The sequence below is a fragment of the Microbispora sp. NPDC004025 genome, from assembly GCF_053604425.1.
In genome coordinates this window covers 65,524-85,306 of record NZ_JBSGHN010000020.1, presented here as the reverse complement: position 1 = coordinate 85,306, position 19,783 = coordinate 65,524, and the positions used below count along the sequence as shown (strand labels likewise).

Sequence of the window (19,783 nt, the reverse complement as noted above, 5' to 3'; positions counted from 1 at the left end):
GCGATCGGCCGCGGGGGCGAGGTAGGTTTCCGGCCGGCCATGTCCGAAGGGTAGTCGGCGAATGGATCACTCGCACGATGCTCAGTCGCCGGCCGGCTGGATGGGGAAGTTGGCGCGGAACACGTTGTCCGGGTCGTAGGCGCGTTTGACCTGCCGCAGCCGGGCGAGGTTGGCCTCGCCGAACGCGTCGACCAGCCGCTCGGGCCGGGTGTCGGTGTCGAAGGACAGGTAGAGGCCGTCGGTGTACGGCGCGACCTCGGCGTCCCACGCGGCGTTCAGGGCCGGCTGCGTGGCGCCCATGGCGGTGAGCAGGAAGTTCTGGTGCCGGTGCGGATAGGCCGTCGCGTCGGGAGCCAGGTCGTGCGCGGCGCCGCCGGTGGCGCGTATCTGCAGGAAGTAGGACAGCCCGGAGCGTGCGATCCTCTCGAAGGCGCGGCTCACGTCGCCGTCCAGGTGCGTGACCAGGCCGGAGCGTACGGCGGGGTCGCCGCCGCCGGTGTGGTGCCTGTCGGCCGGCTGCACCACGCCCGAATAGGGCAGCACGTATCCCTGGTGCCCCAGCAGCGGGCCGGCCTCGGCGAGCCGCTCCAGCTCGTGCACCGCGGCGGTGGTGTCCGCGCCGGCGTAGACCGTCATGAGCTGCGCGACCGCGTCCTTGCCGCGGCGCGGCGGGGACAGGATCAGGAAGCTCGTCAGCTCACGCGGCGCCTTCTCCACGGCCGCGCCCCAGCGCTCGAGCAGCCCGGCCGTGTCGCGGGCGTCCAGGGTCATCTGGGAGAAGACGACGTCGCCGAGCTCCATCGCCTCGACCTCGACCCAGGTCACCACCCCGAGGTTGCCCCCGGCGCCGCGCAGGCCCCAGAACAGGTCGGGGTTCTCATCCCGCGAGGCGTGCAGCACCCGGCCGTCGGCGGTCACGACCTGCGCGGCGACGACGTGGTCGATCGTCAGGCCGAATCGGCGCCCGAGCAGGCCGATCCCGCCCGTGGTCGCGAGGCCGCCCACGCCCACGCCGCCGTAGTCCCCCGAGCTGATCGCCCATCCGTGCGGCACCAGGGCCTCGGCGACCGCGCCCCACGTCGCGCCCGCGCCCAGCCGCACCCGGCGCGTGGCCGGGTCGACGACCTCGACGGTGTCGAGCGCGCCGACGTCGAGCACGATGCCGCCGTCGTTCGTGGAGCGGCCGCTGATCCCGTGCCCGCCGGAGCGTACGCCGAGCGGCACGTCCTGGGACCGGGCGTACGCGAGCCCTTCGACGACCTGGTCGACGGTCCGGGGGCGCAGCACCAGGCCGGGGGACCCGGCGCGCAGGTAGTTGTGCCGCACGGACTCGTACGCGCGGTCTCCGGGCTCGACGGCGCCGGCCGCGAGGCTCGCCGGGACCTTGTCGTAGTCGATCCCGTCGCGGCGCAGTGCGATCGCGGCCGTGCCGCGGCGGGCGGCCGCGGGGACGGTGCCCGTTGCGGCCCGCTCACGCGCCACCGCGTCGCGTACGGCGGGGGCGATCTCCTCGCCGTACACCTGGATGAACCGCGGGTCGTCGGTGCCCAGGATGAACGTGCCGACGCCGTCCTCCAGCGCCAGCGCGGTCAGCTCCTCCACCCACTGCTCGACCGGCCCCTGGAGGAAGCCCTGGCGGGTCTCGGCGACCGCGCCGCCGATGTTCAGCAGGCGCCGCACCCGCGCCGGCTCGCGCCCGGCCTCCGCGGCGGCCTCGTCGATGACCTCGTTGCCGCGCCGCAGGTCGCCGTCCTTGAGATAGGCGAGCGAGGGCAGCCAGCCGTCGGCGTCCCGCGCCACCAGGCGCAGCATCCGCGGCTTGTAGGCGCCGACCCAGATCGGGATGTCGTGCGCGGGGGCCGGGCCGCGCTTGGCCCCGGCGACGCGGTGGTGCTCGCCCTCGACCCGCAGGATGCGGCGCTCACGCACGTCCCAGACACCGCGGATGATCTCGATCGCCTCCTCCAGCGCGGTCACCGACTCGGCGGGTGTCAGGCGGGTGCCGCCCATCGACTCGATCGCGTCCCAGAAGGCGCCCGCGCCGATGCCGAGCGCGAACCGGCCGCCGGAGAGCAGGTCGAGCGACGCCGCGGCCCGGGCCAGCACCGCCGGCGGGCGCAGCGGCAGGTTCAGCACGTTGCCCGAGACGGTGATCCGCTCGGTCTGCGCGGCGACCCAGGACAGCAGCGTCCAGGTGTCCAGGAACCCCGGCTGGTACGGATGATCCTGGAACGTCACGAGATCCAGCCCGGCGGCCTCGGAGACCTGGGCGAGCCGGACCGGTCCCCGCGGGTCCTGGTTCTGGGGTGTGAGGAACGTGCCGAAGGCCAGATCGTGGCCGTAGTCCGTCATGCCGGGCCTCTCCGCAAAAGTAATCTGTCCAACAGACTATATGCGGCACAACTTATCGGAGAGTCAGCGTATTCCGGGTTAGGGTGGACGGTGTGACCGCGCGCGAACAGACCGACACCCCGACGCCGTCCACGCAGGGATCCGTGCTCGGGTGGTCCCTGACCGTGCTGCTGAGGGAGTGGAGCGCGCGCGTCGAGGACATCTCACGTGACCTGCCGCACGGGGTGCGCGGCTACCAGGTGCTCTCCGCGGTCGTCCACGAGGCCCCGCCGACGCAGGCCGCGCTCGCCGCCCGCCTCGGCATCGACCGCACCGTCATGACGTATCTGCTCGACAAGTTCGAGGGATGCGGTCTCGTGGAGCGCCGGCAGGACCCGGCCGACCGCCGCGCGCGGCGCATCGTGCCGACCGAGCACGGCCGGGGTGTCCTCGCCGAACTCGACGCGCGCGTCGCGCGGGCCGAGGACGAACTGCTCGCCGGGCTCCCGCCCGAGGACCGGCGCGTCCTCCTGGCGCTGCTGGAGCACGCCGCCACCGGGGCGGCTCCCGGCGAGGACCGCTGCGCCGCCGTCGCCGCGTCGGCCGCGCTGACCCGGGAGCCATGACACCGAACCGTCCGCGGGCGGCGGCTAGTCGGTCCGCTTGTCCTGGAGTTCCGTGGTGGCCTCCAGGTACGCCTCGGCGGCGCGGGCGAAGTAGTCGAACAGGACGGCCTGTTGCTCGGGCGAGTAGCCCTGGACGATGGCACCGATCTTCCGGCGGGCCGGAGCCAGGGCCTCGTCGAGGCCGCTGGGGTGGGCGACGAGTTCGACGATGACCTTGCGCCGGTCGCCCGGGTCGGACGCGCGGCGCACGTAGCCCGCCTGCTCGAGACGGTCGATCAGGCGGGTCGTGGGCCCGGTGGTCAGGCCGGTGCGCCTACCGAGTTCGCCGGGGGTCATCGCGCCGCCCAGTCCCAGGATGTTCAGTGCGTACAGGTCGGTCGCGCCCAGGCCGACGGCCTTGGCGCCGGCGTGACCGTGCAGCATCACGGCGCTGAGGTAACGCCGGTACACCACTCCCGCGTCGTCGCGTGTTGACACGTGCCCGACCCCTCTCTAATCTCTTCCTAAAAGAAGATAAATCTCTAGAGCAGTAAATGCTCAGAAGAAGCTACCATGAGAGGAAGGGTCATGAACGCCTTCGAGACCACCGCCGAGACCACCGCCGAGACCACCGCCGCGACCGCCGTCCGCTCCGGCGACACGGCCGCCGTCATCGCCGTCCTGGACCGCCTCACCGCCGCCTGGAACGCGGGGGACGGCGCCGCCTACGGTGCCGAGTTCACCGCGGACGCCACCTACATCACCTACGTCGGCACCCTGTACGTCGGCGCCGCCGAGATCGGCACCGCGCACCAGGCCCTGTTCGGCAGCTTCCTCAAGGGCACCCGGCTCGCCAGTGAGATCGTCGGCATCCGCTTCACCGGCCCCGGCACCGCTCTGGTCGTCACCCGCGGCGACGTCCACAAGGGCAGGACCGGCAAGCTCGGGAAGATCCAGACCTACACCGTGGTCCGCCAGGCGACCGGCGAATGGAAGGTCGCCGCCTTCCAGAACACCAAGCACAAGGCCCTCATGGAGGCCATCTCCTTCAGGGCTCAGCCCGCCACGAAGCCCGCCGGCAGGCCCGCCAGCAGGCCCGCCGCCTGACCGCGCGGACCTCACGGGGCCTGCGGTCCGCGATACGGCAGGGTCTCGCTGTAGACGATGTTGGTCGTGGTGCTGCCGAACTGCGCCAGGTCGTCCACCACCTTCTCCAGGTGGGCCATGGACGTCGCCGCGACCTTGAGCGTGTAACAGTCGTCGCCGGTGGTGCGCAGGCACTCCAGGATCTCCATGCGCTCGCCGAGCAGCCGGTGCAGCGGCTCGTGCCGGCTGCCCGGATACTTGAGCCGCACCACGGCGAGCACGGCGTATCCGGCCTTCCCCAGGTCGACGACCGCGCGGTATCCGCTGATGACGCCGGCCGCCTCCATCCGCCGTACCCGCTCGGTCGTCGCGGAGGCGCTGAGGCTCACCCGCCGGGCCAGCTCGGTGAGCGGCACGCGGCCGTCGCGCTGCAACTCGGCCAGGATGGACCAGTCCGTCACGTCAAGACTCTCGGCCATCGGCCGAATATACCGGGGAATCCACGGCCGAACGCCCTCCAAGCAGGGAGTTCTTTCTTCCGTACGGACTGATCACCTGAATAGGCTGGACCGGTGAAACTAGGCGTCAACGTCCCGAACTTCGGGCCGGGCACCCGGCCGGACGTGCTGCGCGGCTGGGCCGAGACGGTGGAGGGGCTCGGGTTCGACCTCCTCATGGTCTCCGACCACGTCGTGGTCACCCCGGACGTGGCCGAGCAGTATCCCGCGCCGTTCTACGAGCCCTTCACCACGCTGTCCTGGCTCGCCGCGATCACCACCAGGATCAGGCTCGGCACCACCGTGCTGATCGTGCCCTACCGGCACCCGCTGCTGACCGCCCGGATGGCGGCCAACCTCCAGCAGCTGAGCGGGGGGCGGCTGGTCCTCGGCGTGGGGGTCGGCTGGGCGCGGCAGGAGTTCGAGGCGCTCGGCGTGCCGTACGAACGGCGGGGGGCGCTGACCGACGAGCACCTGCGGGCGATCCGCCTGGCCTGGCGGGACGAGGAGGACTACGGCGCCGGGCGCGTCCCGATCTGGGTCGGCGGCGGCAGCGACGCCGCTCTCCGCAGGGCGGTGCTCCTCGGCGACGCGTGGCACCCACTGAGGTTCACCCTCCCCTGGCTGGACGAGCGGATCGACCGGCTGGCCGCCGTCGCGGAGAGCCTGGGACGCCCCGCCCCCGCGTTCGCCCCGCGCATCCTGCTGCGGCTCACCGGCACCCCGGTGGCCGGTGAGGGGCGCCGGGCCGGCGAGGGCAGCCTCGACCAGGTCATGGACGACCTGGAACGGCTGCGCCTCCTGGGCGCCGAGACCGTACTGCTCGACCCCTTCCAGGGGGACCCCGAGGAGACGAACCATCCCGAGACGGCGTGGCACATGCTGGAGGCAGTGGCCGCCGCACACAGAGGAGCGGAGCATTCATGACCCCCGACGACGAGAAGTTCCTCCGCAGGGCGATCGAGCTGGCCGCGCAGGCCCGGGCGGGCGGCAACCCGCCGTTCGGCTCGCTGCTGGTCGGCCCGGACGGCGACGTGCTCGCCGAGGAGCACAACACGACGCTCACCGAGTCGGACATCAGCGCCCACCCCGAGCTGAAGCTCGCGCGCTGGGCCGCCCGTGAGCTCGATCCGGCCGCCGCGGCCGCGACCACCATGTACACGAGCTGCCAGCCGTGCGGCATGTGCGCGGGCGCCATCGAGCGCTCCGGGCTCGGCCGGGTCGTCTTCGCCCTCTCGGGCGAGCAACTCGCCACGCTGAAGCCGCCGGCCGGCCCGCCGTCCGTACGGCAGGAGGGGCCGGCGCTCTTCGACGAGGCGCGCCTGCCCGTCGAGGGCTACTACGCCTGACGCGCCGTCAGCCGGCGTCCGGGACGTAGCTGAGGTTGAGCACGCCGGTCTTGAAGGTCTCGGACTTGACCAGCTTCAGCTTGTGCGTCGGGGTCTCCTCGAACAGCCGCTGCCCGTGGCCGACGACGATCGGGTGGACGAGCAGGTTCAGCTCGTCGAGCAGCCCGTTGGCGAGGAGCCACCGCACGGTCGTCGCGCTGCCCGACATCTGGAGGTCGCCGCCCTGGACTCGCTCCTTGAGCTCGCGCAGCCTCGCCGCGACGTCGCCGTTGACGACGGTGGTGTTGTTCCAGTCCGCCTTCTCCAGGCTGCTGGACACCACGTACTTAGGGGCGCTGTTGAAGGCCGCGGCGATCTCCGGGTCCTGGTCCGTCGTCGTCCAGTACGCCGACCACTCCTCGTACAGCGTGCGGCCCATCAGCATGCCGGCCGAGTTCTGCATGCCCGCCTGGACCACGGCGCCCATCTCGTCGTTCCAGTACGGGAAGTGCCACTGGTCGGGCGACTCGACGACGCCGTCGAGGGAGATGAAGAAGTTCGCGACGATCCTGGCCATGTCCTCTGCTCCTTTTCCATGTGCGGTGGCTGCGAACAGGAGATTAGGCGGCGCCGCTCGCCCGGGTCTTGTACAGAAACGACACGGCCCCGCCGTACGGTCACGCGGTCAGGCGCGGCGGAGCCGCCAGAGCATGTAGGCGGCGACGGACGACGAGTCGCTGACGGCGCCGTCGAGGATCATCTGCTCGAACTCGGTGCGGCGCACCCAGCGCTGGCGCATGTCCTGCTCGGTGTGCTCGCGGCGGGGCTCGCCCTTGGTGAGGCCGGTCGCCAAGTAGACGTGCAGCCCCTGGTCGGTCATCCCGTGGGCGTTGTCCATGCGCCCCAGATGGCGCAGCCGGTCGGCCCGGAGCCCGGTCTCCTCCAGCAGCTCGCGCCGGGCCTCGTCCTCACGGGTGTCCGCCTCGGCCATGCCCTGGGGGAAACTCCACGAGCGGCGGCCGATGGGGTATCGGTACTCCTCCACGATGTGGAAGCCGTCGTCCTCCTCCGGCACGATCAGGACGAAGTCGGGCCTGACCACGTAGCCGTACAGGCCGGGGGAGCCGTCCGGGCGCTCGATCGCGTCCTCCCGTACGGTCATCCACGCGTTGCGGTAGACGACTCGGGAGGAAACCTGCCGGATCACGGGCTGCGCTTCGGTCACGTGGCCGGATACTACCGACGCCCGGACGGCCGCGGCGGTCACTTCTCCGTGGGCTGGTAGGCGAGGGACAGCACGCCCGTCGGGAAGGTCTCCGAGGAGGTGAGCTTCATCGGGATCTCCAGGCCCTCCTCGAACAGCCGCTGGCCCTTGCCGACCACGATCGGGTGGACCAGCAGCCGGAGCTCGTCGAGCAGGCCGTGCCGCATCAGCGAGCGGACGAGGTTCGTGCTGCCGCTGATGCCGATGGTCCCGCCCGGCTGCTGCTTGAGCTTGGTGATCTCCTCTGTCAGGTCGCCGCCGACGAGGGTGGAGTTCTGCCATTCGGCGGTGTCGAGGGTCGACGAGACGACGTACTTCCGGATGTTGTTGATGAAGCCGGCGAAGGGGTCGTCCGCGTCGGTCTTGCCCGGCCAGTAGGCCGCCCAGGCCTCGTAGGTGACCCGGCCCATCATCATCGCGTCGGACTCCGTCATCAGTGCGCCGACGGCCGCGCCCATCTCCTCGCTGAAGTAGGGGAAGTGCCACTGGTCGGGCGCCTCGACGACACCGTCGAGGGACATGAAGAAGCTGGCGACGATCTTGCGCATCTGGATCTCCTCTGTCTCGCGCTTGCGTGGCTCCAGACTCGCATCCGACGAGTTCAGCTGTCAAGACAAATTAAGTTTTCGGTGGAAGAGCGCCAGGAGGGGTATGCCCCTGCCGATACCCCGCCTGGCGACGCGCCCGTGCCCTACCGGGGCGAGTGCGGGCGCGGACCGAGGAGCCGGATCCGGGCGAGGCCCGAGCGGCTCGGACCGAGCATCGGACGGGCCGGTATACGTGTCGTATAGCCCCTGATGAAGGCGCGCGCGACGGCATGGCCCGGACGTGGTCACGGCCTTTACCGGCTCGTTGACAGGGCGGGCGGTGATCCTGGATTCTGCACTCCGGTGTCCGGACAGAGGCGGAATCTGGGTGGAATTTCATGTTCTGGGGCCGCTCAGCGTCTCCCGCGATGGCCGCCTGACCCCCGTCGGCGGAGCGCCGAAACTCCGGCTCACCCTGGCCGCGCTGCTCTCCAGAGCGGGCCAGCCGGTGTCCGTCGACTGGTTGATCGCCGCGGTCTGGGGCGACCGGCCGCCGGCGTCCGCGCGGCGCAACGTCCACCTCTACATCCACCAGCTGCGGCGGGAGTACGGCGCCCACGTCCTGCCCGGACGTCCCGGCGGATACGCGATCGTCACCGACGCGCTCGACGCGGCACGGTTCCGCGGCCTCACCGGCCAGGCGAGCGCGGCCCTTGAGCAGGGCGACCTCGAAACCGCCGGAGACCGGCTGCGCGCGGCGCTGGACCTGTGGCGGGGGCCGGCGTTCGCGGAGTTCGCCGACTGCCCGCTCGTCGCCGACGAGGCCCGGCGGCTCGAGGAGTCGCGGCTCACCGCGTACGAGCGGCTGGCCGAGACCGAGCTCGCTCTGGGACGGCACGCCGAGGTGGCCGCCGAACTCGCCGGCCTCGTCGAGGAGCATCCGTACCGCGAGAGCCTGCACGGGCACCTCATGCTCGCGCTGTACCGGTCAGGGCGTCAGGCCGAGGCGCTGGAGGTCTTCCGCCGGGCCCGCGACCTCCTGAACGCCCAGCTCGGCATCGAGCCCGGCCCCGTGCTCCGGCGTCTGCACGAGGCGATGCTCCGCGGGGACGAGGACCTCGTCCCCGCCCTGGCCCCGGACCCGGCCGCGGAGCGGCGGACGGGCGACTGCCCGTACCGAGGGCTGATGGCGTTCCAGCCGGAGGACGCGGAGTGGTTCTTCGGCCGTTCCCGCCTGGTCGGCCGGCTGCGCGAACTGGCCGGCCGGCTGCCCGTGGTCGGCGTGTTCGGCGCGTCGGGAAGCGGCAAGTCGTCTCTGCTGCGCGCCGGCCTGCTGGGGTCCATGCCCGGCGGAGACGGACAGGGGGCGCTCTCGCGGGGGTTGCTCATGACGCCGGGCGAACACCCGATGGACACGCTGGCCGACCTGGTGGCGAAGGCGACCGGCGGCGACCCGGCGGCGCTGCGCGACGACCTGGCCCGGGACCCGGACGCCCTGGCCGTCGCACTGGACGCCGCACCGGGCGTCGTGCCGGGCGGGGCGCCGCAGGCCCGCCCGCTGCTGGTGGTCGACCAGTTCGAGGAGATCTTCACGCTCTGCGCCGACGACGCGGAGCGCCGCCGGTTCGTCGAGGCCCTCCTCGGCGTCGCCCTCGACGCGGGCCGCGTCGCCCTCGTGCTCGGCGTACGCGCCGACTTCCTCGCCCACCTGACCCAGCACCCCGCCCTGGTCGAGGCGCTCGGCGGCGAGGCGCAGATGCTCGTCGGACCGGTGTCGTCGCCGGACCTGCGGGAGATCGTCGTACGGCCCGCCGCCCGGGCGGGGCTCACCGTGGCACCCGACCTGCTGGCCACAGTGCTGGCCGACGCCGCTGAGGAGCCGGGCAGCCTGCCGCTGGTCTCGCACGCGCTGCTGGAGACCTGGCGGAACGCCACAGGACCGAGGCTCACGCTGCCGGCCTACCAGGCCGCCGGCGGCGTACGCGGCGCGATCGCGCAGAGCGCGGAACGGGTCTACGGCGAGTTCGCCCCGGCGGAGCGGCAGGCGGCGCGAAGGATCTTCCTGCGGCTGACCGCGCTGGGAGACGGCACCGAGGACACCAGGCGCCCCATCTCCCGGGCGGAGCTCGTCGGCGTGGCCGACCCCGGCGTCACCGCACGCGTGCTCGACCGGCTCGCCGCCGCGCGACTCGTCGTCCTCGCGGAGGAGACGGTCGACGTGGCACACGAGGCGCTGATCAGGGCCTGGCCGCGGCTCCATCACTGGCTCACCGACGACCGCGAGAACCTGTTCGTCCACCGGAGGCTCACCGACGCCGCGCAGTTGTGGCGGGAGCTGGACCGCGACCAGGGGGCCCTCTATCGGGGCGCCCAGCTGCTCGCCGCCCGGAGCTGGGCGGAGGACCACCCGCAGGAGCTCAACGACACGGAAAGCGCCTTCCTGCGGGCCAGCCGCGCGCTGGAGGAGAGCGAGCGCACGGCGGCGAGGCGCCGCACCCGGCTGCTGCAACGCCTCCTGGCCGGGATGGCCGTGCTCTTCCTGCTCGCCCTGCTCGGCGGCGGCGTGGCCGTACGGCAGGGCGGCGAGGCCGCCCACCAGCGACTGGTCGCCCTGTCGCGGCAGCAGTCCCTGCAGGCCCGGTCGCTTCTCGGCACCGACCCCGACCTCGCCGGCCTGCTGGCGATCGCGGCGTTCCGGCTCGACCCCGAGCCCGAGACGCGGGGCGCGCTGCTGAGCGTGTCGGCCGCCGCGCGCCGCCGCACCGAGCTCAACCAGGAGGGGCCGGCGGTCTTCGGGCTGGCCTTCAGCCCGGACGGGTCGCGCCTGGCCTCGGCCGGCACCGACGGAGCCGTCGGCCTCTGGGACGTGCGGGCCCGCGAGCGGGTCGCCACGTTCCCCGGTCCCCTGACGCGTACGGGGCCGGGGGAGATCCACGCCAGGGCGGCGGCGTTCAGCCGCGACGGCAGGCTGCTCGCCTCCGTGGTCAGGGACGCCGCGCTCGGATCGAGCAGGGGCGTGGCCGTGGTCTGGGACGTGGCCTCCCGCAGGCCCGTGTTCCGGCGGCAACAGGACAGGCTCACCGACGCGATGGCGCTGAGCCCCGACGGCACGAGGATCGCGGTCGGGGCCGGCGCGGGCGTGGTCGAGCTGTGGGACCTGCGCGACGGGAGCGTGCGCGCGCTCAAGGGACACCGGGAGGAGGTCGTGGCTCTCGCCTTCAGCCCCGACCAGGCGTTCCTGGTGTCGGCCACGGGCGGAACCGAGAACCCCCTCGTGTGGGACGTCTCCTCGGGGGCGAAGGTCGCGGCGCTCGACGCCGTGAACGTCCACAGGCTGGGCTTCGATCCCGCCGGCGGGATCCTCGCCACGGGATCGTCGCACTACGGCGTGCGGTTCTGGCGGATCGCGCACGACCGGGTGACTCGACTGCCTGGACTGCCGAAGAGGTCGCCGTACACCTGGGACATGTCCGCTCCGGTCGGCGGCCGGATCGCCGTCGCCGACGAGGACGGCCTGATCACGATCTGGGACGTGGCGCGACGGCAGCCCGTCGAGACCTACCAGGACAGAAGCCGCACGGAGACGCTGTCCCTCGCCCTGAGCGCCGACGGCTCGATCGCCTCGGGCGGGCTCGGCCGGACCATCGTGGTCCGCGAGCGCGCCGTTCCCCCGTTCAGCGGACACAGCCAGGCCGTGAACGACATCGAGATCAGCCCGGACGGCCGGCTCGTGGCGTCGGCGAGCAGCGACAGGACCGTCCGGCTGTGGGACGCGCGGGGGAATCCGGTCGCCACGATCGGCGACCACCCCGACCATGTGCGGGCCGTCGCCTTCAGCCCGAACGGGCGCCGGCTCGCGACCGTCACCCGCAGTCACACGCTCACCCTCTGGGACGCCGGCAGCGGACGCAGGCTCGGCGCGGCCGCGTATCAGGGGCTCGGCGCGTCCACCGACGTCGCCTTCGATCCGCGCGGGCGCTTTCTCGTCGCCACCGCGCTCGGCCGGTTCCGCTGGGACGTCAGCGACCCGGGAAAGCCGGTCGAGGTGCCGTTCCCGGGCGGATACCTCGTCTCGGCGCTGGCGTTCAGCCCTCGCGAGCCGCTGCTCGCCACGACCGGCCCCGCCGGCGACCTCGTCGTCTGGGATCTGGCCCGGGACCGGGAGGTACGCGCCCTCAGGACCGGACAGGGCTCGGTGCTCGACGTCGCCTTCGGCCCGGACGGCACGTCGATCGCCACGGCGGGCGCCGACCGCACCGTCAAGCTCTGGGACGCGCGGACCGGGGCGGGCCGCGGCACGCTGACCGGCCACACGGCCCCGATCCAGGCCCTCGCCTTCAGCCGGGACGGCCGTTCGCTCGCGTCCGCGGGGGACGACCGCACGATCGTCGTGTGGGACCTCCGGACGATGCGGCCGTCGGCCACGCTGACCGGTCACACGGCTCCGATCAGGGGCCTGGCCTTCACCGCCGACGGAGACCTGATCTCCGGCGGCGAGGACGGCAGGATCATCCGCTGGGGGCTCCGGCCCGAAGCGCTCGTCGGGCGGCTCTGCGCGGAGATCGGCCGCGGCCTCACCCGCGCGGAGTGGACCGCCTACTTCCCCGCGCTGGACTACCGCCCGACGTGCTGACAGGTGCCGACAAGAGCGCGCGGTCAGATGAACGTGAGCGCCATGGCGTCGGTGTGTCCCGACCAGTTCAAGGTCAGGCGCCAGCAGCCGGGCGTGGGCAGGCTGACCGACGAGGGCCCGGCGCCTCCCGTGATCTCGCGGGTCACCGAGGTCGTCGTCCCGTCGAGACGCGCCTCGATCGTCAGCGGCCGCATCGGCTGCTGCGGCAGCCGCGAGACCCACAGGATCTTGTTGCTCTCGTCGGGATCGGACGACGCCTTCGGCGGATACTCGAACAGCACGGCGAGTATGTCGCCACGCTCGCCGAACACGTGCGGAATCCCCGATCCGTCGTCGCTGAAGCCCCCGCGCGCCCAGGCCGGCAGCGCGTCCCGGCTGATCTCGGACGCGCACGAGCCCGACGGCCGCCCGGCGTCCCGGGCCTCGGGGGCCTGACCACCCGCCGCGCATCCGGCGGCCGCGACGAGTGCGCTCAGGGCACACAGGCCCCGTCTGATCACCACACCGACCTCCTCGTGGGGGAACCCGCGGCCCGTCCCCGCCTGCGCGGGAGGACGGCGGGGCCCCGTCGAAAACGCTGCGGCGGCTCCCGGCCTGCGAACGTCGTCCGTACCGGCGGCAGGGGTGCTGCCCGACCGGCTCCGCGTCCACGTCCGGGACCGCCGCGATGTCGTTCTCCATACGGTCGTGGGCCGCCTGAGGTTCCTTCACGCGGGCGCCACGTCACGAGTCAGCGCAGCGGCTCCCCTTCCGGCAGGGCCAGGGCGGGCAGCTCCGCTCGGGCGGGCAGCCCTTCCCAGTCCCCGGAGCAGGCCACGGAGGCGGCGCCGAGCAGGGTCGCCCGTTCGAGCCGGCCGTACGCGTCGAGCCCGTCGAGCCGCCCGGACAGGTATCCGGCGGTGAACGCGTCGCCCGCGCCGACGACGTCCACCACGGGCACCGTACGAGCCGGGACGTCGAACGAGGTCCGCGCGTCGTGGTAGCTCGCGCCCGCCGCGCCCCGCTTGACGACGACCTCCTCCACGCCGGCGTCCAGCAGGGCCGCCACGCGGTCGCGTTCGCCGTCGCCGTCCGCCACCAGGTCCAGCTCGTCGTCGGACGCGATCAGCACCGTGACGTACGGCAGCAGCGGGCGCAGCGCCCGGGCGGCCGCCTCCCGGGACCAGAGCAGGGATCGGTGGTTGACGTCGAGGCTCACCCAGGCGGCGGACCGGTGCGCCTGCCGGGCGGCGGCGGCGACCGTCTCCAGCGGTGCGGGCCCGAGCGCCGGCGTGATGCCGGTGAGGTGCAGGCCCGCCTGACCCGCCTCGACGGCGGGGCGGACTTCGTCCCACGACAGCGTCGAGGCGGCGGAGTCCTTGCGGTAGTAGTGGACGCGGGCCCGGCCCCCGGCGGCCACGTCCCGGAGCAGCAGGCCTGTCGGGGCGTCGGTTCGCCGCACGACGTGGTCGGTCAGGACGCCCTCGGCCCGCAGTGTGCGCAGGACGAGCTCGCCCGGCTCGTCGCGACCGAGGGCGCCGGTCCAGCGGGCGGTGTGCCCGAGCCGGGAAAGGGCGATGGCGACGTTGGCCTCGGCGCCGGCCACGGACACCCGCGAGTCGCCGCCGAGGCGCAGCGGCCCGGCGCAGCGGACCGTGACCATCGCCTCGCCGATCGTCAGGACGTCCGCCCTCATGGCGCGCCCACCAGGTCGAGCGCCTTGCGCACGCGGCGGCGCAGGTCGTCCAGGCCGCCACCCCGTGGGGCGTCGCCGAGCAGCGGCGAGCCGAGGCCGACCGCGACGGCCCCGGCCTCCAGATAGTCGCGCACGCCGTCGAGCCCGACACCGCCGACCGGAACGAACGGCACGGCGGGGAACGGGTCGCGCAGCGCGCGCAGATAGCGGGCCCCTCCCGCCGAGGCGGGGAAGAGCTTGACGGCGGCGGCGCCCCGCGCGGTCGCGGCGATGACCTCGGTGGGGGTCAGCGCCCCGGCGAGCACGGGCAGTCCGAGGCGCAGCGCCTCGTCCACTCCTTCGCCCAGGCCGGGCGTGACGACGAACGTCGCGCCCGCGTCCCGGGCCGCGACGGCGTCCCGCGCGGTCAGCACGGTCCCGGCGCCGAGGTGCACTCCTTCGCCGAGGGAGGAAGCCGCCTCTCGGATGACCGGCAGCGCGCCGGCGCCGCTGAGCGAGACCTCCATCAGGGTCACGCCCTCCTCGGCGAGGACGTCGATGCTGCGCAGCGCCGCCGCCGGGTCGTCGCCGCGGACGATCGCCAGGAGCCGCCGGGAACGGAGTAGGTCGAGCAGATCGTGTGGGTGCACGCCGGTCACCATTCTGCGTAGGAAGCGGCCGGGTGGCGCCGGCTCGGGCTGGTCGGCCTCGGGCTGCCGTGTCATCGTCTACCACATCTTCCGGCCGCGGGTGGTGCTCCGAGACCCCTTGGCGGCCCGTGCATCGGTCCGACGTGTGGCTCGGCGAGTCGTCCGCGGACACGGGGCCGCAGGACCTGCGCGCGGAAGCCGACGCCCGGCTTGGATAGCGTCTGGGCCATGCGGCTTCATGTGGGATGCGCGATGTGGACGCACGCGCCGTGGCGGGGGCGTCTGCTGCCGCATCCGCTTCCTCCCGGCGAGCGGCTGCGGGCCTACGCGACCTGGTGCAACGCGGTCGAGGGCAACACGACGTTCTACGCGACGCCCTCGCGGAGCACGGTCGAGTCGTGGGCGGGGCAGACCGATCCCGGCTTCCGCTTCGTGGTCAAGCTGCCCAAGCCGATCACCCACGAGCGCCGCCTCACGGGGGCCGACGAGGACCTGCACGCCTTTCTCGACGCGATCGAGCCCCTGGGCCCGCGCGCCCACGCGCTGTGGATCCAGCTTCCGGGCTCGTTCGGCCCGGCGGACACCGGCGCGCTGGCGGCCTTCCTCGGCCGCCTTCCCCGCGCGTACCGGTACGCCGTGGAGGTCCGTCACCGCGCGTTCTTCGACGACCCCCGGGCCGCGCGTCTCCTGGAGCGGGTGCTGTCGGCGGCCGGTGCGGAGTGGGTCCCCTTCGACACGACCGTCCTGTTCCGCAGCCCGCCGACCAGCGACGCCGAACGGGACGCCTGGTCGAAGAAGCCGCGCGTGCCGCTGCGTACGGCGGCGCTCACCGACCGCCCGATCGTCCGCTACATCGGCCGCGACGACCCGGAGCGTACGGCCGAGGGCTGGCGGCACTGGGTGGACGCGGTGGCCGGGTGGCTGCGCGAGGGCCGCTCGCCGACGGTGTTCGTCCACACGCCCGACAATGCCGACGCGCTGACGCTCGCCCGCCGGTTCCACGACGACGTGCGCGCCGAGGTGCCCGGCGTGGAGCCGCTGCCCGAGCCTGTTACGCGGGGGCCGGCGCCGGACGAGCCGCTCACCCTGTTCTGATCACCGTTTGACGGCCCGCAGCACGACGAACTTCGGGTCGCTCGCGACGACCTCGCAGCCGCCGAAGAGCCGGCGCAGCTTGACGTGGTAGCCGAGGTGGCGGTTGCCCACCACCCACAGCTCGCCGCCCCGGCGCAGCGCCGCACGCGAGCCGTTGAACATCCGCCAGGCGGTCGCGTCGGTCCTGCCCCGGTGGGAGTGGAACGGCGGGTTGTTCAGGACCAGGTCGGCCGTGCCCGGAGGGAAGCCCGACAGGCCGTCGGCCGCCACGAACCGGGCGGTGGCGCCCGCCGGGGCGTTCGCCCGGAAGGTGGCCTCCGCCGAGGCCAGCGCCTGGTGGGACTCGTCGATGAACGTCACCTCGGCCTCGCCGTTGGACAGCGCGGCGGCGAGCCCGACGACCCCGTTGCCGCAGCCGAGGTCGACCACGTGCTCGGGTCCCGTACGCGCGGGCAGGTTGCGGAGCAGGAGCCGGGTGCCGGCGTCGAGGCGCTCGGCGGAGAAGACGCCCGCGTGGTTGACGACGGTCAGGCCGGAGACGACCCCGACGTCGGCGGGCAGCGGGTAGCTCCGCGGCCACGGGCTCACGCCTCGGGACGGCCCGGGGCCGGGCGAGCAGAAGATCAGCCGCGCCTTCTTCGCGGCCAGCGAGGTCCGGGTCGGCCCGAGGACGCGTTCGAACAGCTTCAGCGTCGAGGTGTGGATCTCGGTGACCATGCCCGTGCCGACGACCACGGTGCCCTCGTGCACGTGCGGGGCGAGGCGGTGCAGCTGGTCCTCCAGGAGGGCGAGGCTCTTGGGCACCCGCACCAGCAGCACGTCGATCCGGTCCGGCGGCGCGTCCCTGGTCGTGCGCATCCGTACGGCGCTCGGGTCCAGGCCGTTGCGCTCCAGGTTGGCGCGGGTGGCCTGCTGACCGAGGAAGGAGTCGCTGATCTGGACCGGCCGGTGGACGGGGCGGCGCGCGGCGAGCGCGGTGACGAGGGCGCCCCACCGGTCGCCCAGCACGACCACGGTCCCCGACAGGTCCACCGGCCCGCCCTCGCGTTCGTCGAGGTGCCGCAGCAGGTACTCGTCGGCCGCGTCCCACGCGCGGAGCGGGTCGCGGGGGTCCTCGGGAAAGCGGGCGAGGTCGAAATCTCCCCGCGCCGTCGTCATACGGTCCATCGCCGCTCAGGCTAGTGGGCCCGCCGCTCGGGTCCGTGCGATGAGTCCCCCTGAGCCGCGCGTGACGCCTCGCGGCAGGCGTCCCGCGGTGGTGGCCGAGGCCGTCGGGACCCGGGCACGCTCAGCTGTCCGATGTCGTCTCGACTTTCGTGTGGAGGATCTCGCGGGCCTGGTCCGCGGCACGGACGATGCTCTCGGAGACGAAGGCGACGAAGCGGGCGATGTTCTCCAGGCGGGCGGCGGCGGGGGTTCCGGCGCCCAGGATGCCGACGCCCTGTCGTGCGACCTCGCCGAGGTGGGCGGTCGCGCGGGCGCTGGCCATCATCGACTGGTACAGGACGTCGTCGTCGACGAGGTAGCGCTCGCGGCGGCGTTCGTCGCGTTCCCGGCGGATGAGGCCCTGGCTCTCGAGGAACGTGGTCGCTTTGGAGACGGACGCCGGGCTGACCTGCAGGCGTCCGGCGAGCTCGGAGGCGGTGAGGCTGCCGGCGTCGGTGGTGTAGAGGCCTGCCAGCACTCGTGCCGTCATCTTGGGCAGGCCCGATTGCATGAAGACGGTGGCGAACACCTCCTCGTACTCGCGCACCGCCTCGGCATCGCGTCCGTGGGGCTGCGGAGGTGTGCCGGGGTTCCGGGGCGCGGCCTTCCTCCGACGGTGGGCGCGGCGTTCGGTGGCGCGGTGGGCCAGGTCGGCGCGGTAGGCGGTGGGGCCGCCGTTGCGCATGACCTCACGCGTGATCGTCGAAGTGGGGCGGTCGAGGCGTCTGGCGATCTCCGCGTAGGCGAGGCCGTCGGCCAGTCCCAGGGCGATCTGCTGGCGGTCCTGCTGGGTGAGCCTGCCTCCCGGCATCGCGGTCTCCTTCATGCTCCGTGGCCTCCGCAGCATAGCGTTCACTCTCAATCCGTTGCAACGAACAAAGGGGACATGTTGCGTTAAATCTCAACCCATCGCAACGATTTCTCATCCTTGAGCTGCTTGAATGGCGAACAGACGCAACAACAGCGTTGTGCGATCAGGAAATGCAACGTAGCGTTTCCGGTGTTCGAAACAACGAGTCACCGGAGAGCACGATGCAGAAGTTCGACACCCCCGCCCCCATCTCCGTCGTCCTCGACGTCCCCGCCGGGCGGGTCCAGTTCATCGCGGCCGATCGGGCCGACACCGTGGTCGAGGTCCTGCCCGCCAACGCCGCGAAGGGCCGCGACGTGAAGGCGGCGGAGCAGGTCGAGGTCGAATACGGCGACGGTGTCCTGCGGATCGAGGCCCCGGAGGGGAAGAGCCGGATCCTCGGACCCTCCGGATCCATCGAGGTGACGGTCCGGCTGCCCGCCGGTTCCCGGGTCGAGGCGAAGGTGGCCGCCGCCGAATTCCGGGCGGTCGGACGGCTCGGAGACGTCGCCGTAGAGGGCGCGTACGGCGCGATCACACTCGACGAGGCCGCGAACGCCCGCCTCACCGCCGCTGCCGGTGACATCTCGGTCGGCCGGCTCAACGGCCCCGCGGAGATCAGCACCGGCAAGGGCGACATCCGCATCGCCGAGGCCGTGCGAGGCACGGTTGTGCTCCGTACCGAGGCCGGCGAGGTGTCGGTCGGCGCCGCCGCCGGAGTCTCGGCCTCGCTGGACGCCGGCACCTCCCACGGCCGGATCCGCAACGCGCTCAGCAACACGCGAGGCGCGGACGCCCAGCTCGACATCCACGCGACCACCGCCTACGGCGACATCGTCGCCCGCAGCCTCTGACCCGCAGCCTCCATCCGTCCGTCAAAGCGGAGCCATCGCAGACCTTGAGGAGCCCCACCATGTCCAACACTTTCACCGGCCAGGATCGCCCGGAGCTGCAGAAGATCATTGAGGAGATGGTCGACTCGGGCTTCGTCGGAGTGTCGCTGCGCGTGCACGACGAGCGGGGCGAGTGGACCGGCGGCGCCGGGGCGCGCGAGCTGGGCCAGGCCGCCGAGCCGCCGGTGAACGGACACGTACGGATCGGCAGCAACACCAAGACCTTCGTCGCCACCCTGGTGTTGCGGCTGGTGGCCGAGGGCAAGATCGAGCTGGACACCCCGGTGGACGACTACCTGCCCGAGTTCGGGCTGGACCGGCGGATCACCGTGCGGATGCTGTTGCAGCACACCAGCGGGGTGTTCAACTTCACCGGCGAGTACTTCGAGGACGGCACGTTCGTGCCGGGAATCCCCGCCACCCCCGCGGGCAAGGAGTGGGTGGACAACCGGTTCACGACCTACCGGCCGCAGGAGCTGGTACGGCTGGCGCTGTCCAAGCCGGCGAGGTTCGAGCCGGGCACCGACTGGAGCTACTCCAACACCAACTACGTGCTGGCCCGGCTGCTGATCGAGAAGGTCACCGGCCGCCCGGTCGCCGAGGAGATGCAGCGGCTGATCCTGGGGCCGCTCGGCCTGTCGGGCACCATCCAGCCGACCTCCGAGCAGGACATCCCCGAGCCGCACGCCCACGCCTACTACCGGTACGAGGAGGACGGCCGGACCCGGACGGTCGACGTCACCCGCCACAATCCGTCCTGGATCTCCAGCGGCGGCGACATGATCTCCACCACGCACGACCTGCACACGTTCATCTCCGCGCTGTGCGGCGGAAGGCTGCTGCCGGCCGAGTTGCTGGCCGAGATGTGCACGCCGGATTCCAAGGCCGGCTACGGCCTGGGCGTGTTCGTGCAGCAGGCGCCGGGCGGTGGCACCGTCATCAGCCACAACGGAGGCGCCGCCGGTCACGCGGCGCTGATGTACAGCACGCCCGATGGCGGCAGGACCCTGACCGCCGCGCTGAACTATGTCGACGACGCCGCGCTGTCCATGGGCGAGGCGTTCCAGAAGGCGACGCAGCGCCTCGTCGCCGAGGTGTTCGGCGGTGAGCGGGCCGGGGCGGCTGACGCGGCCGGGTCGGCTCGGCAGACGGGCTGAGCACGGC

At 72.8% G+C, this 19,783-nt stretch carries 19 protein-coding genes; 8 read left to right on the top strand and 11 right to left on the bottom strand.

Features of this window, described 5'->3' with window-relative positions; translation table 11 throughout:
* Window positions 1–81: 81 nt before the first annotated feature.
* Window positions 82–2,352: an LLM class flavin-dependent oxidoreductase gene (locus ACWEQG_RS35265; protein WP_452291514.1), complete on the bottom strand. Its 2,271-nt coding sequence runs from the start codon at window positions 2,350–2,352 to the stop codon at window positions 82–84.
* Window positions 2,353–2,444: 92 nt separating this feature from the next.
* Here ACWEQG_RS35265 and ACWEQG_RS35260 point away from each other — a divergent pair, with 92 nt between their 5' ends.
* The gene (locus ACWEQG_RS35260; protein WP_452291512.1) at window positions 2,445–2,957 is read left to right on the top strand and encodes a MarR family winged helix-turn-helix transcriptional regulator; all 513 of its coding nucleotides are present in this window, start codon (window positions 2,445–2,447) and stop codon (window positions 2,955–2,957) included.
* A 24-nt stretch (window positions 2,958–2,981) separates the two neighbouring features.
* Here ACWEQG_RS35260 and ACWEQG_RS35255 read toward each other — a convergent pair whose 3' ends face one another.
* Window positions 2,982–3,434 (bottom strand): MarR family winged helix-turn-helix transcriptional regulator, encoded by a 453-nt coding sequence (locus ACWEQG_RS35255; protein WP_452291510.1) that lies wholly within the window; start codon window positions 3,432–3,434, stop codon window positions 2,982–2,984.
* A 90-nt stretch (window positions 3,435–3,524) separates the two neighbouring features.
* On the opposite strand from ACWEQG_RS35255, the gene ACWEQG_RS35250 reads away from it, so the two are divergent.
* The gene (locus tag ACWEQG_RS35250; RefSeq protein ID WP_452291508.1) at window positions 3,525–4,043 is read left to right on the top strand and encodes an SgcJ/EcaC family oxidoreductase; all 519 of its coding nucleotides are present in this window, start codon (window positions 3,525–3,527) and stop codon (window positions 4,041–4,043) included.
* Window positions 4,044–4,054: 11 nt separating this feature from the next.
* Here ACWEQG_RS35250 and ACWEQG_RS35245 read toward each other — a convergent pair whose 3' ends face one another.
* Complete coding sequence (locus ACWEQG_RS35245) at window positions 4,055–4,501, bottom strand: Lrp/AsnC family transcriptional regulator (protein WP_452291506.1); 447 nt, start codon at window positions 4,499–4,501, stop codon at window positions 4,055–4,057.
* A 93-nt stretch (window positions 4,502–4,594) separates the two neighbouring features.
* Between ACWEQG_RS35245 and ACWEQG_RS35240 the strand changes: the two genes are divergently transcribed.
* Together ACWEQG_RS35240 and ACWEQG_RS35235 are read left to right on the top strand one after the other, a co-directional pair.
* Window positions 4,595–5,446 carry an LLM class flavin-dependent oxidoreductase gene (locus ACWEQG_RS35240; RefSeq protein ID WP_452291504.1) on the top strand — a complete coding sequence of 284 codons (852 nt, stop codon included), beginning with the start codon at window positions 4,595–4,597 and terminating at the stop codon, window positions 5,444–5,446.
* Window positions 5,443–5,868: a nucleoside deaminase gene (locus tag ACWEQG_RS35235; protein ID WP_452291502.1), complete on the top strand. Its 426-nt coding sequence runs from the start codon at window positions 5,443–5,445 to the stop codon at window positions 5,866–5,868. The genes ACWEQG_RS35240 and ACWEQG_RS35235 overlap by 4 nt, the downstream gene beginning before the upstream one ends.
* Before the next feature lie 7 nt (window positions 5,869–5,875).
* Here the strand turns inward: ACWEQG_RS35235 and ACWEQG_RS35230 are convergent, their stop codons facing one another.
* From ACWEQG_RS35230 to ACWEQG_RS35220, 3 genes are all read right to left on the bottom strand, one after another.
* Window positions 5,876–6,424: a dihydrofolate reductase family protein gene (locus ACWEQG_RS35230; protein ID WP_452291500.1), complete on the bottom strand. Its 549-nt coding sequence runs from the start codon at window positions 6,422–6,424 to the stop codon at window positions 5,876–5,878.
* A 108-nt stretch (window positions 6,425–6,532) separates the two neighbouring features.
* Window positions 6,533–7,072, bottom strand: a complete 540-nt coding sequence (locus tag ACWEQG_RS35225) for an NUDIX domain-containing protein (RefSeq protein ID WP_452291498.1) — start codon at window positions 7,070–7,072, stop codon at window positions 6,533–6,535.
* 38 nt (window positions 7,073–7,110) lie between these two features.
* Window positions 7,111–7,659, bottom strand: a complete 549-nt coding sequence (locus tag ACWEQG_RS35220) for a dihydrofolate reductase family protein (protein WP_452291496.1) — start codon at window positions 7,657–7,659, stop codon at window positions 7,111–7,113.
* 367 nt (window positions 7,660–8,026) lie between these two features.
* On the opposite strand from ACWEQG_RS35220, the gene ACWEQG_RS35215 reads away from it, so the two are divergent.
* On the top strand, window positions 8,027–12,271 hold the full coding sequence (locus ACWEQG_RS35215) for an nSTAND1 domain-containing NTPase (protein WP_452291494.1): 4,245 nt from the start codon (window positions 8,027–8,029) through the stop codon (window positions 12,269–12,271).
* 23 nt (window positions 12,272–12,294) lie between these two features.
* Here ACWEQG_RS35215 and ACWEQG_RS35210 read toward each other — a convergent pair whose 3' ends face one another.
* The 3 genes from ACWEQG_RS35210 to ACWEQG_RS35200 all read right to left on the bottom strand — a co-directional run bounded on the left by ACWEQG_RS35210 (window position 12,295) and on the right by ACWEQG_RS35200 (window position 14,575).
* Window positions 12,295–12,774 (bottom strand): hypothetical protein, encoded by a 480-nt coding sequence (locus ACWEQG_RS35210; RefSeq protein ID WP_452291492.1) that lies wholly within the window; start codon window positions 12,772–12,774, stop codon window positions 12,295–12,297.
* A 227-nt stretch (window positions 12,775–13,001) separates the two neighbouring features.
* Window positions 13,002–13,946, bottom strand: a complete 945-nt coding sequence (locus ACWEQG_RS35205; protein WP_452291490.1) for a sugar kinase — start codon at window positions 13,944–13,946, stop codon at window positions 13,002–13,004.
* Complete coding sequence (locus ACWEQG_RS35200) at window positions 13,943–14,575, bottom strand: bifunctional 4-hydroxy-2-oxoglutarate aldolase/2-dehydro-3-deoxy-phosphogluconate aldolase (RefSeq protein ID WP_452291488.1); 633 nt, start codon at window positions 14,573–14,575, stop codon at window positions 13,943–13,945. The genes ACWEQG_RS35205 and ACWEQG_RS35200 overlap by 4 nt, the downstream gene beginning before the upstream one ends.
* Before the next feature lie 228 nt (window positions 14,576–14,803).
* Between ACWEQG_RS35200 and ACWEQG_RS35195 the strand changes: the two genes are divergently transcribed.
* On the top strand, window positions 14,804–15,670 hold the full coding sequence (locus ACWEQG_RS35195) for a DUF72 domain-containing protein (RefSeq protein WP_452291486.1): 867 nt from the start codon (window positions 14,804–14,806) through the stop codon (window positions 15,668–15,670).
* On the opposite strand, the gene ACWEQG_RS35190 is transcribed toward ACWEQG_RS35195, so the two are convergent.
* Together ACWEQG_RS35190 and ACWEQG_RS35185 are read right to left on the bottom strand one after the other, a co-directional pair.
* Window positions 15,671–16,837, bottom strand: coding sequence for a methyltransferase (locus ACWEQG_RS35190; RefSeq protein WP_452291484.1), 1,167 nt, complete (start codon window positions 16,835–16,837; stop codon window positions 15,671–15,673).
* Between the two features lie 121 nt (window positions 16,838–16,958).
* Window positions 16,959–17,687 (bottom strand): helix-turn-helix domain-containing protein, encoded by a 729-nt coding sequence (locus tag ACWEQG_RS35185; RefSeq protein ID WP_452291586.1) that lies wholly within the window; start codon window positions 17,685–17,687, stop codon window positions 16,959–16,961.
* 221 nt (window positions 17,688–17,908) lie between these two features.
* Between ACWEQG_RS35185 and ACWEQG_RS35180 the strand changes: the two genes are divergently transcribed.
* Both ACWEQG_RS35180 and ACWEQG_RS35175 read left to right on the top strand, forming a co-directional pair.
* Window positions 17,909–18,580, top strand: coding sequence for a DUF4097 family beta strand repeat-containing protein (locus ACWEQG_RS35180; protein ID WP_452291482.1), 672 nt, complete (start codon window positions 17,909–17,911; stop codon window positions 18,578–18,580).
* A 59-nt stretch (window positions 18,581–18,639) separates the two neighbouring features.
* Window positions 18,640–19,776, top strand: a complete 1,137-nt coding sequence (locus ACWEQG_RS35175; RefSeq protein WP_452291480.1) for a serine hydrolase domain-containing protein — start codon at window positions 18,640–18,642, stop codon at window positions 19,774–19,776.
* The last annotated feature ends 7 nt before the right edge of the window (window positions 19,777–19,783 follow it).

What these genes read in the sequence shown, in the direction of transcription:
- ACWEQG_RS35265 (WP_452291514.1), bottom strand. Translation starts at nt 2,352, where the DNA reads ATGACGGACTACGGCCACGATCTGGCCTTCGGCACGTTCCTCACACCC.
- ACWEQG_RS35250 (WP_452291508.1), top strand. Translation starts at nt 3,525, where the DNA reads ATGAACGCCTTCGAGACCACCGCCGAGACCACCGCCGAGACCACCGCC.
- ACWEQG_RS35245 (WP_452291506.1), bottom strand. Translation starts at nt 4,501, where the DNA reads ATGGCCGAGAGTCTTGACGTGACGGACTGGTCCATCCTGGCCGAGTTG.
- ACWEQG_RS35235 (WP_452291502.1), top strand. Translation starts at nt 5,443, where the DNA reads ATGACCCCCGACGACGAGAAGTTCCTCCGCAGGGCGATCGAGCTGGCC.
- ACWEQG_RS35230 (WP_452291500.1), bottom strand. Translation starts at nt 6,424, where the DNA reads ATGGCCAGGATCGTCGCGAACTTCTTCATCTCCCTCGACGGCGTCGTC.
- ACWEQG_RS35220 (WP_452291496.1), bottom strand. Translation starts at nt 7,659, where the DNA reads ATGCGCAAGATCGTCGCCAGCTTCTTCATGTCCCTCGACGGTGTCGTC.
- ACWEQG_RS35205 (WP_452291490.1), bottom strand. Translation starts at nt 13,946, where the DNA reads ATGAGGGCGGACGTCCTGACGATCGGCGAGGCGATGGTCACGGTCCGC.
- ACWEQG_RS35195 (WP_452291486.1), top strand. Translation starts at nt 14,804, where the DNA reads ATGCGGCTTCATGTGGGATGCGCGATGTGGACGCACGCGCCGTGGCGG.
- ACWEQG_RS35190 (WP_452291484.1), bottom strand. Translation starts at nt 16,837, where the DNA reads ATGGACCGTATGACGACGGCGCGGGGAGATTTCGACCTCGCCCGCTTT.
- ACWEQG_RS35185 (WP_452291586.1), bottom strand. Translation starts at nt 17,687, where the DNA reads ATGCCGGGAGGCAGGCTCACCCAGCAGGACCGCCAGCAGATCGCCCTG.
- ACWEQG_RS35180 (WP_452291482.1), top strand. Translation starts at nt 17,909, where the DNA reads ATGCAGAAGTTCGACACCCCCGCCCCCATCTCCGTCGTCCTCGACGTC.
- ACWEQG_RS35175 (WP_452291480.1), top strand. Translation starts at nt 18,640, where the DNA reads ATGTCCAACACTTTCACCGGCCAGGATCGCCCGGAGCTGCAGAAGATC.